Annotated in this window: 11 protein-coding genes and 3 tRNA genes; 6 read left to right on the top strand and 8 right to left on the bottom strand. The window is 74.1% G+C overall.

Translation table 11 applies throughout. From position 1 onward, the window contains the following. Positions 1-2: 2 nt before the first annotated feature. Positions 3-3,986 carry an ATP-dependent RNA helicase HrpA gene (gene hrpA / locus ACZ7KX_RS09175; protein ID WP_470325942.1) on the bottom strand — a complete coding sequence of 1,328 codons (3,984 nt, stop codon included), beginning with the start codon at positions 3,984-3,986 and terminating at the stop codon, positions 3-5. Positions 3,987-4,187: 201 nt separating this feature from the next. After that, positions 4,188-5,147, bottom strand: a complete 960-nt coding sequence (locus ACZ7KX_RS09170) for a LysR family transcriptional regulator (protein WP_470325941.1) — start codon at positions 5,145-5,147, stop codon at positions 4,188-4,190. 157 nt (positions 5,148-5,304) lie between these two features. On the opposite strand from ACZ7KX_RS09170, the gene ACZ7KX_RS09165 reads away from it, so the two are divergent. Together ACZ7KX_RS09165 and ACZ7KX_RS09160 are read left to right on the top strand one after the other, a co-directional pair. Further along, entirely contained in the window at positions 5,305-6,225 is a 921-nt protein-coding gene (locus ACZ7KX_RS09165) for a zinc-binding dehydrogenase (RefSeq protein ID WP_470325940.1), read from the top strand. A 75-nt stretch (positions 6,226-6,300) separates the two neighbouring features. Continuing rightward, a complete protein-coding gene (locus tag ACZ7KX_RS09160) occupies positions 6,301-7,407 on the top strand; it encodes an alpha/beta hydrolase family protein (protein WP_470325939.1) in 1,107 nt (368 codons plus the stop codon). Here the strand turns inward: ACZ7KX_RS09160 and ACZ7KX_RS09155 are convergent. The 6 genes from ACZ7KX_RS09155 to ACZ7KX_RS09130 all read right to left on the bottom strand — a co-directional run bounded on the left by ACZ7KX_RS09155 (position 7,337) and on the right by ACZ7KX_RS09130 (position 9,726). Further along, a complete protein-coding gene (locus tag ACZ7KX_RS09155) occupies positions 7,337-7,846 on the bottom strand; it encodes a DUF3995 domain-containing protein (protein WP_470325938.1) in 510 nt (169 codons plus the stop codon). The genes ACZ7KX_RS09160 and ACZ7KX_RS09155 overlap by 71 nt on opposite strands. Positions 7,847-8,153: 307 nt before the next feature. Further along, positions 8,154-8,699, bottom strand: coding sequence for a Uma2 family endonuclease (locus ACZ7KX_RS09150; protein WP_470325937.1), 546 nt, complete (start codon positions 8,697-8,699; stop codon positions 8,154-8,156). Between the two features lie 227 nt (positions 8,700-8,926). Next, positions 8,927-9,000 (bottom strand) — tRNA-Phe (locus tag ACZ7KX_RS09145). Between the two features lie 26 nt (positions 9,001-9,026). Next, positions 9,027-9,100, bottom strand: a tRNA-Asp gene (locus ACZ7KX_RS09140). Positions 9,101-9,163: 63 nt separating this feature from the next. Next, a tRNA-Glu gene (locus ACZ7KX_RS09135) sits at positions 9,164-9,236 on the bottom strand. Positions 9,237-9,384: 148 nt separating this feature from the next. Further along, complete coding sequence (locus ACZ7KX_RS09130; RefSeq protein ID WP_350526321.1) at positions 9,385-9,726, bottom strand: metallopeptidase family protein; 342 nt, start codon at positions 9,724-9,726, stop codon at positions 9,385-9,387. A 70-nt stretch (positions 9,727-9,796) separates the two neighbouring features. Here ACZ7KX_RS09130 and crcB (ACZ7KX_RS09125) point away from each other — a divergent pair, with 70 nt between their 5' ends. The 4 genes from crcB (ACZ7KX_RS09125) to ACZ7KX_RS09110 all read left to right on the top strand — a co-directional run bounded on the left by crcB (ACZ7KX_RS09125) (position 9,797) and on the right by ACZ7KX_RS09110 (position 14,433). Then, positions 9,797-10,336: a fluoride efflux transporter CrcB gene (gene crcB, locus ACZ7KX_RS09125; RefSeq protein ID WP_470325936.1), complete on the top strand. Its 540-nt coding sequence runs from the start codon at positions 9,797-9,799 to the stop codon at positions 10,334-10,336. After that, complete coding sequence (locus ACZ7KX_RS09120) at positions 10,333-10,755, top strand: DUF190 domain-containing protein (RefSeq protein WP_470325935.1); 423 nt, start codon at positions 10,333-10,335, stop codon at positions 10,753-10,755. The genes crcB (ACZ7KX_RS09125) and ACZ7KX_RS09120 overlap by 4 nt, the downstream gene beginning before the upstream one ends. Next, positions 10,752-11,126: a fluoride efflux transporter CrcB gene (gene crcB / locus ACZ7KX_RS09115; protein ID WP_470325934.1), complete on the top strand. Its 375-nt coding sequence runs from the start codon at positions 10,752-10,754 to the stop codon at positions 11,124-11,126. The genes ACZ7KX_RS09120 and crcB (ACZ7KX_RS09115) overlap by 4 nt, the downstream gene beginning before the upstream one ends. Positions 11,127-12,183: 1,057 nt before the next feature. Next, a complete protein-coding gene (locus ACZ7KX_RS09110) occupies positions 12,184-14,433 on the top strand; it encodes a DEAD/DEAH box helicase (protein WP_470325933.1) in 2,250 nt (749 codons plus the stop codon). Positions 14,434-14,591: the final 158 nt, after the last annotated feature.

The following is a 14,591-nucleotide window of genomic DNA, read 5'->3' as shown; positions in this document are numbered from 1 at the left end:
GGTCAGAGGGCGGCCCGCGCCGCCTCCATCGCCTTCATGATCCGCTTCTCCGAGACCGGGCTCGGCGTGCCCAACGACTGGGCGAAGAAGCTGACCCGCAGCTCCTCGATCATCCAGCGGATCGCCCGCACCTCCGCGGAGGGCTGCCGCCCGGCCGGCACCGCTGCCAGCAGTTCCCCGTACGCCTGCTGGACCTGCTGCACCTTCAGCAGCTGCTGGGCGTCCCGCTGCGGGTGGTTGGGCAGCGCCTCCAGGCGGCGGTCCACCGCCAGCAGGTAGCGCTTGAGGTCCGGCAGCCGCTGCCAGCCGGTCGCGGTCACGAAGCCCGGGTGCACCAGCGAGGCCAGGTGCAGCCGGACGTCGTTCACCGCGTTCAGCAGCACCGGGCTGCTCACCGTCTTCAGACGGGTCGAGGCCTTGTGGAAGGCGATCAGTGCGGTGGCCGTCTTCAACGTGGTGTCCGCGGACAGCTCGTAGAGGTCCGCGCGCACCTTGTCGTGCAGCTTGCCGAAGGCCGCCTCGTCCCAGGCCGGGCCGCCGGCCAGGGTCATCAGCCGGTCCGTCGCCGCGGACACGACGTCCTCGAAGAGCGCGCCGATCGAGCCGTGCGGACTGTGCGAGAGCGCCAGCTTCGCCTGGTTGCCCAGCCGGCCCTGGATCGACTTGGCCGGGGAGTTGGTGGTCAGCATCAGCAGGCGCCTCGTCCCCTCCCACATCGCCTGCGTCTGGGCCTCCGGGGTGTCGAACAGCTTGATGCCGACCGCGGTCCCCTCGTCCACCAGCGCCGGGTAGGCGCGCAGCGAGTGGCCGCGCGAGCGCTGCTCGAAGGTGCGCTGCAGGACCGGCAGGGACTCCGGCCAGGCGGTCAGCCCGCCCTGCTCGATGCCCTGGCCGGAGGCGGCCGAGGACAGCGTCTCCTTGAGCTTCGGCTTGAGCTTCAGCCGCAGCTCCTCCAGGTCCTTGGACTCGGCGAGCTTGCGGCGCCCGTCCACCACCCGGAACGTCACCTTGAGGTGCTCCGGCACCCGCTCGTCGTCCCAGGCCTCCGGCGGCACGGTGACGGCCGTCAGCCGCTTCAGGGCGTGCTCCAGGGCGGGCAGCAAGGGCTCCTGGCGGTCCTTCACCGCGCGCAGCGCCGCCTTGGCGAAGTCCGGCGCCGGGACGAAGTTGCGCCGGATCGCCTTCGGCAGCGACTTGATGTACGCGGTGACCAGCTCCTCCCGCAGGCCGGGGATCTGCCAGTCGAAGCCCTCCGCGGTGACCTGGTTGAGCACCGGCAGCGGGATGTGCACCGTCACGCCGTCCGCGTCGCTGCCCGGCTCGAACTGGTAGGTCAGCTGGAAGCGCAGCTTGCCCTGCTGCCAGTGGTCCGGGTAGTCGGCCTCGGTGACGCCGTCGGCGGCGTCGTTGATCAGCATCGACTTCTCGAAGTTCAGCAGGTCCGGCTGCTCGTGCCGGGCCTTCTTCCACCAGGAGTCGAAGTGCCGGGTGGAGACGACGTCCTCGGGCAGCCGGGCGTCGTAGAAGTCGAACAGGGTCTGGTCGTCCACCAGGATGTCCCGGCGGCGGGCCCGGTTCTCCAGCTCCTCGACCTCGCCGAGCAGCTTGCGGTTCTCCGCGAAGAACCGGTGGTGGGTCTCCCAGTCGCCCTCGACCAGCGCGTTGCGGATGAACAGCTCGCGGCAGAGCTCCGGGTCGATCCGCCCGTAGTTGACCTTGCGCTGGGCGACGACCGGCATCCCGTAGAGGGTGACCTTCTCGTACGCCAGCACCGCGCCGGCCTTCTTCTCCCAGTGCGGCTCGCTGTAGCTGCGCTTGATCAGGTGGCCGGCCAGCGGCTCGACCCACTCCGGCTCGATCTTGGCGTTGATCCGGGCCCAGAGCCGGGAGGTCTCCACCAGCTCGGCCGACATCACCCAGCGCGGCGGCTTCTTGAACAGGCCGGAGCCCGGGAAGACCGCGAAGCGGGCGCCGCGCGCGCCGCCGTACTCGCGCTTCTCCACGTCGAACAGGCCGATGTGGGAGAGCAGCCCGGCCAGCAGGGACTGGTGGATCCGGTCGGCGTCCGGCTCGGCGTCGGGGTGCGGTTCCTCGATCGTCACGCCCAACTGCTTCGCCACGGTGCGCAGCTGGGTGTAGATGTCCTGCCACTCCCGTATCCGCAGGTAGTTGAGGAACTCCGCCTTGCACATCCGGCGGAAGGCCGAGGAGGACAGCTCCTTCTGCTGCTCGCGGACGTAGCGCCACATCGCCAGGTAGGAGAGGAAGTCCGAGGTCTCCGAGGTGAACCGGCGGTGCCGGTCGTCGGCGGCCTGGCGCTTCTCGGCGGGTCGCTCGCGCGGGTCCTGGATGGACAGGGCGGCGGCGATCACCATGACGTCGCGGACGCAGCCGTTGCGGTCCGCCTCCAGCACCATGCGGGCCATCCGGGGGTCCACCGGGAGCTGGGCGAGCTTGCGGCCGAGCTGGGTGAGGCGCTTGCGCGGGTCCTTCTCGTCCGGGTCCAGCGCGCCCAGCTCGTGCAGCAGGTGGACGCCGTCCTTGATGTTGCGCGAGTCCGGCGGGTCCAGGAACGGGAAGGCGGCGATGTCGCCGAGGCCGGCCGCGGTCATCTGCAGGATCACCGAGGCCAGGTTGGTGCGCAGGATCTCGGCGTCGGTGAACTCGGGGCGGGAGAGGAAGTCCTCCTCCGAGTACAGCCGGATGCAGATGCCGTCCGAGGTGCGGCCGCAGCGGCCCTTGCGCTGGTTGGCGCTGGCCTGGCTGATCGCCTCGATCGGCAGCCGCTGCACCTTGGTGCGGTGGCTGTAGCGGGAGATCCGGGCGGTGCCCGGGTCGATCACGTACTTGATGCCGGGGACGGTCAGCGAGGTCTCGGCCACGTTGGTGGCCAGGACGATCCGGCGGCTGTTGGAGCGCTGGAAGACCCGGTGCTGCTCGGCCGAGCTGAGCCGGGCGTACAGCGGCAGGACCTCGGTGTTCCTCAGCTTCAGCCGGTTGAGGGCGTCGGCGGTGTCGCGGATCTCGCGCTCGCCGGAGAGGAAGACCAGGATGTCGCCCGGGCCCTCGGCCTGCAGCTCCTGGGCGGCCTCGCAGATCGCCTGGACCTGGTCCCGGTCGCGGTCCGCCTCGTCGCCGTCGTCCTCGGCGCCGTCCTCGACGATCGGCCGGTACCGGACCTCCACTGGGTAGGTGCGGCCGGAGACCTCGATGATCGGGGCGTCGCCGAAGTGCCGGGCGAAGCGCTCCGGGTCGATGGTCGCGGAGGTGATCACGACCTTGAGGTCCGGGCGGCGGGGGAGCAGCTGCCTGACGTAGCCGAGGATGAAGTCGATGTTGAGGCTGCGCTCGTGGGCCTCGTCGATGATCAGGGTGTCGTACTGGCGCAGGTCGCGGTCGGTCTGGATCTCCGCGAGCAGGATGCCGTCCGTCATCAGCTTGACCAGGGTGTCCTGGCCGACCTGGTCGGTGAACCGGACCTTCCAGCCGACCGCCTCGCCGAGCGGGCTGTCCAGCTCCTCCGCGACCCGCTCGGCCACCGTGCGGGCGGCGATCCGGCGCGGCTGGGTGTGGCCGACCAGGCCGCGCACGCCGCGGCCGAGCTCCAGGCAGATCTTCGGGATCTGGGTGGTCTTGCCGGAGCCGGTCTCGCCCGCGACGATCACCACCTGGTGGTCCCGGATCGCCGCCAGGATCTCGTCCTTCTTCTGGCTGACCGGCAGCTCGGCGGGATACGTGATCGTCGGGACGGCGTTCCGGCGCTGCTCGACCAGCAACTCGGCGCGCTCGATGTCGGCCGCGATCTCGGCGGCGACCTTCTGCCGGGCCTCGGCCTTGCGGACCCGGCGGGCCCCCTCCAGCCGGCGCCCGATCCGCACCTCGTCGCGCAGGGTCAGCTCGGGCAGGCGGGCGGCCAGCTCGCCGATGCCGGGGCCCTCGGCGGGCGCGGGGGCGGACTGGACTGCGGGAGAACTCACTGCGGGCATCCCTCTAGGTTCGCAAGGAGGCACGGCGGAGCGCACCTCGGTTTTCGAGCCCCTCCAGTGTCACAGCCGCCGGTGGCGATTCGCGAACGGCGGGCAACGGTCCGCGGCCGTTGCGGGCCCGGGAGGGGCGAGGAGGTGCGGCTCGGCGGTGTGGCGCCGTCGCTGCCGTGCGCCACGGCTGGGGCGCGGCCTCGTTCGCCCCTACGGCTGGAGCGCTGCCTCGTCCGCGTCCGGGAGCCAGTCGCGGGCGGGGTCGTACTCCAGCCAGCGGCCGCGGGCCGCCTCGGTGGTGAAGGCCTTGAGCAGCCCGTCGAGCCGCGGGTGCGGGTCGGTGGACGCGTCCTCCCGCCAGAGGAGCGACCAGGCGTACAGCGGGGTCGGGTCGGCCAGCGGCACGGTCCGGACACCCGGGCGGTCGGGGAGCGGGGTGTCGGCGGGGACGAGGGAGAAGCAGGACGGGTCGGTGCGGACCTCGTCCAGGAAGTGCTCCAGACCCAGGTTGGTCGAGCCGACCCGGCGCGCGACGCCGAAGCGGGTCGCGAAGCGGGTGAGGAAGTCCAGCCGGTCCACCGCCGCCGGGTAGCGCAGGGCGCTGTCGTGCAGCTCCGCCGGGCTCAGCACGTCGCGGTCGGCCAGCGGATGGCCGGTGCTCAGCAGCGCGTCCACCGGCTCCAGCCGGACCAGGCGGTGCGTCAGCCCGGCGTCGCCGCCGTCCGGCAGCGGGTGCACCCGGCCGAACCCGGCGTCCGACTCCCCGCGCTGCAGCGCCGCCGCCACCGACGGCAGGTCCCGGCCGGGCACCGGCTCCACCGCCAGCCCCGGCGCCGCGTCCACCGCCTGCGCGAGTGTCCGCATCGGCGCGTACAGGTGCCCCCACACGTCGATCCGCAGCGGCCGCGCCGCACAGCCCACGGCGGCCACCGCCCGCTCCCCCTGCGCCAGCAACCGCCGCGCCGGCTCCAGGAACCGCTGCCCCGCCCCGGTCAGCCCCACCCCGCGGGCGTCCCGCTCCAGCAACCGCACCCCCAGCGCGGCCTCCAGCCGCGCCACCCGCTTCGACAGCCCCTGCTGACTGATCCCCAACCGCCCCGCCGCCCGTCCGAAGTGCAACTCCTCGGCCGCGACGACGAACCCCCGCACCTGCGCCAGATCCAGATCCACCCGGGCACCTTAGGCCCTGACGGGCCGTCGGCGCGGAGGCGTCCCGGCCGTCGCCCGGCAGCCCCACAACCGCCGGTTGTCGTCGCCGTCCGGTGGTTGTTGGACCGGCCGGGGCGGGGCGCGGTGTGGTGAGGGGGTGACCGACGGAGGAGTGGGGATGAAGGCGCTGGTGGCGACGGGGCGGACGGCGGAGCCGGTGCGGTTCGCGGAGGTGGAGCAGCCGCGACCGGAGCCGGGCGAGGCGCTGGTGAAGGTCGAGGCGTTCTCGGTGAACCGGGGCGAGACCTTCCAGCTGGAGGCGCCCCGGGCCGGGTGGCGGCCGGGGAAGGACGTGGCCGGGCTGGTGGTGCAGGCCGCCGCCGACGGGTCGGGGCCCGCGGTCTGCCGACGGGTGGTGGCGCACCCGCCGGCCGGTGGGTGGGCCGAGTACGTCTGCGTCCCGACGTCCTCCCTCGCCGAACTGCCCGACAGCCTGGACGCCGTACGGGCCGCCGCGCTGCCGCTCGCCGGCCTCACCGCGCTGCGGCTGCTCCGCACGGCGGGGGCCCTGGCCGGGCGGCGGGTGCTGCTCACCGGGGCCTCCGGGGGCGTCGGCCACTACGTCACCGAGCTGGCGGCCGCGGCCGGGGCCGAGCTGACCGCCGTCACCGCCTCCCCGGAGCGCGGCCGGCGGCTGGCCGAGCTGGGGGCGGCCGAGGTGGTCCACGACGTGGCCGCGGCGCGCGGACCGTACGACCTGGTGCTGGAGTCCACCGGCGGCGCCGCGCTGCCGCTCGCGCTGGCCCGGCTCGCCCGGCGCGGCACCCTGATCTGGTTCGGCCAGGCCTCCCGGACGCCCGCCACGCTCGACTTCTTCGACTTCTTCAAGGGCCCGGAGTCGGCGGTCGTCCGGCACTTCCACTACGCCGACTCCGACGTGCCCGACGGCGCGGACCTGGCCGCGCTGGTGCGCCTGACGGACCGGGGCCGGCTGACCCCGGAACTCGGCCGGGTCGCGCCCTGGGCCGAGACCGCCACCGTGCTCACCGACCTGCGCGAGCGCCGGATCCGCGGCAAGGCCGTGCTGACCGTCTCCTGAGCCCCGCGCCCGAGCCCCGCGCCCGAGCTTCGTCCGTGAACCGCGCCTCGAACCCGTCCCGAAGGGAACCCCGCCGTGCCCGACCTGTCCTTCCTCGACACCGCCGGCCTGCTGCCCGCCTTCGTCGCCGAGACCCGCCCCCGCGCCCACGGCGCCGGCCTGGACCTCTACGAGTACGACCGGGTCACCGACCCGCTGACCTCCCTGCACGACTGGCCGGCCGCCTGCCGCGCCGCCGGCCGCCGGTACACCGGGACGGCGGAGCGCGCCGCCGCCGAGGGCCGGACGGTCACCGCCGGCGAGGCGTACCGGAGCGCCGCCCGCTGGTTCCACTTCGCGGGGCTGCTCCCGCACCCCGACCGGGCCGCCGCGGCCGAGGCCGCCGAGGAGGCCGACGAGGCGATGCGGCGGGCGCTGGCGCTGCTCGAACCGGGCGCCGAGCGGGTCGAGGGCGAGGGCTTCGCGGGCTGGCTGCGCCGCCCGGCGGCGGGCGGCCCGCCGGCGCCGGTCGTGGTGGTGGTGCCGGGGATGGACTCCGGCAAGGAGGAGTTCCACGCGGTGGCCGAGGCCCTGCTGGCCCGCGGCGTCGCGGTGCTCGCCGTCGACGGGCCCGGACAGGGCGTGCTGGCCGCCCGCAGCGCGCCGGAGCCCGAGTACCACCGGGTCGTCGGGCGCGCCCTCGACGCGCTCGCCCGCCGGGACGGCCTGGACCCGGCCCGGACCGCCGTGATCGGCCTCAGCCTGGGCGGCTACTACGTCGCCGAGGCCGCCGCCCACGAGCCGCGGCTGTGCGCCGCCGCGGTGGTCAGCGGCCCGTACCGGCTGGACTGGGACGGTCTGGTCCCGTTCGTCACCGCGACCCTCGCCCAGCGCTGCGGCGGGTACGAGGCGGCCCGAGCCTTCGCCGGCCGGATCGACCTGACCGCCCTCGCGCCGCGGATCGCCGTCCCGCTGCTGGTGGTCGAGGGCGGCGAGGACCGCATCCCGGGCGTCACCGACGCCACCGTGCTGGCCGAGCACGCGCCCGACGCCGAACTCCTCCTCGTCCCGCACGGCAACCACCTGCTCGGCACCGCTCTGCCGGACTGGCTCGCCCCCACCGCCGACTGGCTCACCGCACGGCTGTCCGCACGGCCGGGCGCAGGGCCGGCCGGCGGGACGCCCGGCGGCCGAGCGCGGTGACGCCGAAGAGGACCCCGCCGAACAGGAAGAACGGCTCGTAGCCGAAGGTCGCGAACCGGGCCATCGCGTCCAGCCCGGCACTCGACCGGCTGCCGACGGCCAGGGCGAACCAATCGGGGACGGACGGCGCGGCGTGCAGCACCAGCAGCGCGGTGGTGCCCCACAGCGCGACGGTCAGCAGCCGCGCCGGCACCCGCCCGCCCCACCGCCGCAGCGGCGCCAGCGCCACCGCCGCGGCCACCGCGCACAGCGGGATCGCGATCACGTCGATCACCAGCAGCGGCGTGCTGCTCCACACCGAGCGGCCCTCCGGCAGCCCGAGCCGCCCGTCGGCCAGCCAGTACAGGTGCACCAGCGCGAAGGCCACCGCCCACGCCGCCGCCACGTACCCGGCCCGCGCCGCCAGCCGGTTCCAGCCCGTGTCCCTCGTCGTCTCCATGCTCCTACCGTCCCGCCCGGCCCCGCCCCGGCGGATCGTCCTGCCGACGGTTCCCCCTCCCCCTGCGGGGGGATCCGGGGCGGACCGGCGGTCAGTGCGGCAGCAGCCCGTCGGTCACCGGCTCGAAGCCGAAGGGCTCTCCCCGGGCATCGACCGGAGTGGCCGGGCTCGGGAACGACGAAGCCCCCGTAGCGAAATCGCCACGGGGGCTTCCCTGTTGTGGCCAGGGCCGGGGTCGAACCGGCGACCTTCCGCTTTCAGACCACGCCGGGGCAGGGGAATGCCCCCGAACGCGATCCGGCGCAGGTCAGTACGGCAGCAGGTCGCTCGTGACCAGATCGAAGCCGAACGGTTCGGGGATGTGCAGCGTCTCGCCGAACTCGATGTCCTCGCGGCGGTGGTACTTCGTACCGTCGGGCCGACTGAACAGGGTGACGGTCTTCTGCCGGGCGTCGACCAGCAGGTACAACGGGATGCCCATCAACGGGTAGTCGCGGACCTTCCCCACCCAGTCGTTCTCCGGGTTCGAGGGGGATACCAGCTCGACGGCGACGGCGGCGAGCTCGGACGGGACCTGGTTGTCGGACGTCTCCAAGGCCTCGCTCGGAAGGTAGGTCAGGTCCGGGTTGCGGCTCTTGCCGACATTGGGCGACACCAGGTCGGTGTTCTCGCTCGGCAGCAGTTCGACCGGGGCGTGCCTGTCGAACTGGCGGCGGACCAGCAGCAGGTTCCGCTGGTGGATGCCCGAGGTGCTGACCATCATGACGATGGTGTCGCCCGAGATCTCCACCTTGAATCCGTCGGGCAGGCTCCGGCGGGCTTCTTCGAGGAGTGCGAAGTGCTCCGGGTTCATGCGCGGTGTCTCCTGGGGTGTGCCGGGCAACATCCTCAGAGTAGTCCGGCGCCGGGACCGACAGCGCTCCTACACGATGCTCGCCGTGGACCCCGATCCTCGGGCCGTTGCGGGGGCCTCGCTCGTTCCCGCAGCTGACCGCCGTCCGCCGTGCCGTTGGCGTCAAACGGCATGAAAATGCCCCCGAAGCGATCCGCTTCAGGGGCATCGTGCCTGGTCAGGCGATGTGGCCAGGGCCGGGGTCGAACCGGCGACCTTCCGCTTTTCAGGCGGACGCTCGTACCAACTGAGCTACCTGGCCGTACTGCGCGTCTCTTGCGAGACGAGCGATCCCGACGGGACTTGAACCCGCGACCTCCACCTTGACAGGGTGGCGAGCTAACCAACTGCTCCACGGGACCTGGTAGTGGCGAACCACTAAGGTCTTGCGGCACTGCACTTTACTACGGTAATGCGGTACTGCGTGCCCCCAACGGGATTCGAACCCGTGCTACCGCCTTGAAAGGGCGGCGTCCTGGGCCACTAGACGATGAGGGCTTGCGGCCTGTCCCGCTGTTTCCAGCGTTCGGGGACGTCGAGAAGCATATGGGATGCCGGGCGGATCGCCAAAACGGGTTTCGGCCGGGCGGGTGGGGCGGCCTGCGGGGCGGGGCGGAGCGGGCGCGGCGCGGGGCCGCGGAGGGGGTCAGGACCAGCCGAGTTCGTCGAGCTCGTGGTCGTCGAAGCCGAAGTGGTGGGCGACCTCGTGGATCACGGTGGTGCGGACCTCCTCGACCACCTGCTCGCGGGTCTCGCAGTGGCGGAGGGTCGGGCCGCGGTAGATCAGGATGCGGTCGGGCAGGACGCCCGCGTACCACTCGCCGCGTTCGGTGAGCGGGGTGCCCTCGTAGAGGCCGAGGAGCTCGGGGTCGCTCGGTTCGGGTTCGTCCTCGACGAAGATCGCGACGTTGTCCATCATGGCCGCGAGCTGCGGGGGAATCTGGTCGAGCGCGTCGCTGACCAGCGTCTCGAACTCTTCCCGGGTCATCTCCACCGGATCATTGTCGGGTCTGGGGTGACGGTGTGCCAGGTGGCGGACGCCGGTGTTTGATGGGGCTATGACGACCTCGGAGGGCGCCCTGGGCGACACGGTGGGCGGGCCGCCCGGGACGCCGCCGGCCGCGGCGCGGGTGCGGCACCGGCCGCCGGTGCTGCGCGGGCAGGGGCCGGCGGTGGCGGTGGTCGCGGTCGGCGGGGCGATCGGGGCGGTGGCCCGGTACGCGGCCGGCCTCGGCTGGGAGACCGGGCCGAAAGCCTTCCCGTGGACGACGCTGCTGGTCAACGTGGTCGGCTGCGCGGTGATCGGGGTGTTCCTGGTGGTGATCACCGAGGGGCGCCAGGCGCACCCGCTGGTGCGGCCGTTCTTCGGCACCGGCGTGCTCGGCGGGTTCACCACCTTCTCGACGTACGCGGTGGACGTCCGCCGGCTGTTGGAGGCGGGCCGGCTCGGGCCGGGGCTGGCGTACCTGGGGCTGACGCTGCTGGGCGCGCTGGTCGCGGTGTGGGCGGCGGCGGGGCTGACCAGGCGTCTGATCCACCGTGCGGTCCGCCGCGGGGCGGCCGGGGGCGGCCCGGCGGCCGGCGGGGGTGTGCGGTGACCCGGCTGTCCGGGCCGGCGCTGCGGCTGACGGTGCTGGTCGGGGAGAGCGACCGGTGGCACCACCGCCCGCTGTACAGCGAGGTCGTGCACCGGGCGCGGGCGGCCGGGCTGGCCGGGGCGAGCGTGTTCCGGGGGATCGAGGGGTTCGGGGCGTCGTCGATGGTGCACACCACGCGGCTGCTGTCGCTGAGCGAGGACCTGCCGGTGGCGGTGGTGATCGTGGACGAGGAGGAGCGGGTGCGGGCGTTCCTGCCGCAGTTGGACGGGCTGGTGGCGGAGGGCCTGGTGCTGCTGGACCGGTGCGAGGTGGTGACCTACACCGGGCGCGGGCCGGGTGGCGGCGCCGACAGCGGGCCGGGCGGCGGCACGGGCGGTGGGCCCGGCGGCGGTGCGGGCCGGGGAGCGTCGGCGGAGTGAACTGGCTGCTGGTGGTGGCGGGCGCGGTGGTCGGCGCTCCGCTGCGGTACCTGACGGACCGGGCGGTGCAGTCCCGGCACGACTCGGTCTTCCCGTGGGGCACCTTCACGGTGAACGTGGTCGGCTGCCTGATCCTCGGGACGGTGACCGGCGCGGTGGCGGTGGGCGCGGCGTCCTCGCGGGTCCAACTGCTGCTGGGGACGGGGCTCTGCGGTGCACTGACCACCTACTCGACCTTCTCGTACGAGACGTTGCGGCTGGCCGAGACCGGCGCCGGGCGGTACGCGCTGGCGAACGCGGCCGGCAGCGTGGCCGCCGGGCTGGCCGCGGTCTACGCGGGGGCGGGGCTGGCCTCGGCCCTCTGGGGCTGAGTCGGCGGCCGGGGCGCCGGCCGGGCCAACTGCCGCCGCGCCCGTGTCCCGCCGGGCCGGGCGCGCGTTGGGCACCGAAAGCGGCCGCGAGCGGGCGGCCCGGGCGGGGCGGTAGAGAGGGACCTCGGTGGCTTCGGTGCGGTCGGTGCGGTCGGTTCGGGCAGTGCGGTCGGTTCGGGCAGTGCGAGCGGTACGGGCGGTTCGGGCACGGAACGCGGCGGTCCTGCGCTCGCGCGCCGTGCGGGCGGCGGCGGTGCTGACGGTGGCCGGGCTGGGGCTGACGGGCTGCATGTCGGTCGGTCCGGCGGCGGAGGAGCGGCACGGCGGGGTGGCACCGGTCGGGCAGGCCGGTCCGGCGGGCCGGCCGGGCGCGACGGGCGGGCCCTCGGCCTCGCCGGGGGCCGGGCACCCGGGCGGTGCGTCGGGGCGCCCGGAGCGGCCGGGCGGCCTGCAGGCCGAGAGCGCGCCGGGCGGACCCACGACCTCGGCGCCGGGCGAGGTGCTGCCCGGGGCGACCGGGACGGTGGCCGGGGTGGTCCCGGTGCCGGGGCCGCCCGACGCCGAGCCGGGGGGTGGTTCGGCGGGCGGCGTGAACACCAGCCCGGCGCCGCACCCGGGCGGCGGCGGGCCGACCGGCTCCGGTGGCACGGCGGGCGCCGGCGGTACGGGCGGGGCGGGCGGTACCGGGGAGGGCCGCTCGGGCGGTTCGGCGGGCTCGCCGTCGGCCACGCCGAGCAGCCGCCCGTCGAACACTCCGGAGCCGGAGCACAGTTCGCCCCCCGTGACCGTGCCGCCGCTCCCGGAGCCCTCGTCGGGCAGCTCCGGTTCCTCGGCACCGAGCCCGCGTGCCGGTGGGCATTAGCGTCCTGTCCAGGGCATTTGCCTCCGATCCCCAGGGTCCTCTATGGTGGTAGATCGTTCGTTTGATTCATTTGATTGGCGCCCTACACCCATCTGGCGCCCTTGGCGCGTTCCGGCGATCCGTGGCTGACCGCATAGAGGCGGTTGTGAAACAGAACCCCGGACTTTGGCGCGTGCCACTTCCGGAAGGTTTTGCATGTCTCTCGTTGACGACGCCCGCTTCGCCATGCCCGCGAACGAGGCCGCCGCCGATGTCACCGACTCCATCGACACCCTCGACACCGCCGCGGACGAGGTGATCGCCGAGGCCGTGGAGGCCACCGAGGAGGCGGCCGCCGAGCCCACGATCACGTTCGGCGACCTGGGCCTGCACGACGACGTCGTGCGTGCCCTCGCCAAGCGCGGCGTCACCACCCCGTTCCCGATCCAGGCCGCGACCATCCCGGACGCCCTGGCTGGCAAGGACGTGCTGGGCCGTGGCCGCACCGGCTCCGGCAAGACCCTCAGCTTCGGCCTCCCGCTGCTGACCCGCCTCGCCGACGGCGAGCGCACCAAGCCCAAGCACCCGCGCGGCCTGATCCTGGTCCCGACCCGCGAGCTGGCCATGCAGGTCGCCGACGCCCTGGAGCCGTTCGGCTCGGTGCTCGGCCTCAAGCTCAAGGTCGTCTGCGGCGGCACCTCGATGTCGAACCAGATCTACGCGCTGGAGCGTGGCGTCGACATCCTGGTCGCCACCCCCGGCCGTCTGCGCGACCTGCTGAACCGCGGCAGCGCCAAGCTCGCCGACGTCCAGACCGTCGTGCTCGACGAGGCCGACCAGATGGCCGACATGGGCTTCCTGCCCGAGGTCACCGAGATCCTCGACCAGGTGCCGGCCGGCGGCCAGCGCCTGCTGTTCTCCGCCACCCTGGAGAACGAGATCGACACCCTGGTGAAGCGCTACCTGAAGAGCCCGGTCACCCACGAGGTCGACCCGTCGGCCGGCGCCGTCACCACCATGACCCACCACATCCTCGTGGTGAAGCCCAAGGACAAGGCGCCGATCACCAACGCGATCGCCGCCCGCAAGGGCCGCACGATCATCTTCGTCCGCACCCAGATGGGCGCCGACCGCGTCGCCGAGCAGCTGATCGAGGCCGGTGTGAAGGCCGACGCGCTGCACGGCGGCATGACCCAGGGCGCCCGCACCCGCGTCCTCGGCGACTTCAAGGACGGCTACACCAACGTCGTCGTGGCCACCGACGTCGCCGCCCGCGGCATCCACGTCGACGGCATCGACCTGGTCCTGAACGTGGACCCGGCCGGCGACCACAAGGACTACCTGCACCGCTCCGGCCGCACCGCGCGGGCCGGGCGCTCGGGCGCCGTCGTCACCCTGGTGCTGCCGCACCAGCGCCGCGGCGTCTTCCGCCTGATGGAGGACGCGGGCGTCGACGCCAGCCGCCACATCCTGGACCACGCCTTCGACGCCGAGGTCGCCAAGATCACCGGCGCCCGTTCGCTGACCGAGGTCCAGGCCGAGAGCGCCGCCAACATCGCCGGTGCCGCCGAGCGCGAGATCGCCGACATGACCCGCCAGCTGGAGCGCGCGCAGCGCCGCGCCACCGAGCTGCGCGAGGAGGCCGACCGCCTGGCCGCCCGTGCGGCGCGCGAGCGGGCCGACCTGGGCATCGTGGACGAGGAGCCGGCCGCCGAGGAGACCGGCGAGTCCGCCGCGGCCGAGGCCGCTCCGGCCGCCGCCGAGGCGCCCGCCGCGCCGCAGGCCGAGGAGCGCACCCCGTCGTACCGCGAGGCGCGCACCGAGCGTCCGGCCTTCGCCCGGGACCGCGACCGCGACCGTGGTGGCGACCGGGACCGCGACGACCGCCGCTCCGGCGGCTTCGGCCGGGACCGCGACCGTGACGACCGCCGCTCCGGCGGCTTCGGCGGCCGGGACCGTGACGACCGTCGCTCGGGCGGTTTCGACCGTGACCGCGGTGGCGACCGCGGCGGCTTCAACCGTGACCGCGGCGGCTTCGGCGGCCGTGACCGTGACGACCGTCGCTCGGGCGGTTTCGACCGTGACCGCGGTGGCGACCGTGGCGACCGCGGCGGCTTCAACCGCGACCGCGGCGGCTTCGCCGGCCGTGACCGTGACGACCGTCGCTCGGGTGGCTTCGACCGTGACCGCGGTGGCGACCGCGGCGGCTTCAACCGCGACCGTGACGACCGCGGCGGCCGTTCCTTCGGTGACCGTCCGGCCCGTTCCTTCGGCGACCGTCCGGCCTTCGGCCGGGACCGCGACGAGCGCGGCGGCAGCAGCCGTCCGTTCTCGCGCCGCGACGACCACCGCTCCGGTGGCCGTCCGCAGGCCGACCGCGGTGGCTTCAACCGTGACCGCGGCGGTTTCGACCGCGACCGTGGCGGCTTCAACCGCGACGACCGCAAGCCGCGCTGGAAGAACTGACGCCGCGCCGGCGGTGATCGACCGCCGGCCGCGCTGATCGTACGAAGGGCCCGCTCCGCTGGACGGACGCTGTTGGCGAATGTGACTGATCGGCTGCGCTGAGTGACGCCGGTCTCCGAGACTTGTCTCGGAGACCGGCGTTCGTCGTTGTGGGGGGT

Source organism: Kitasatospora sp. NPDC038210 (assembly GCF_055600605.1).
The sequence above is the reverse complement of the archived record's forward strand: the minus strand, read 5'-3'. Positions and strand labels throughout refer to the sequence as shown.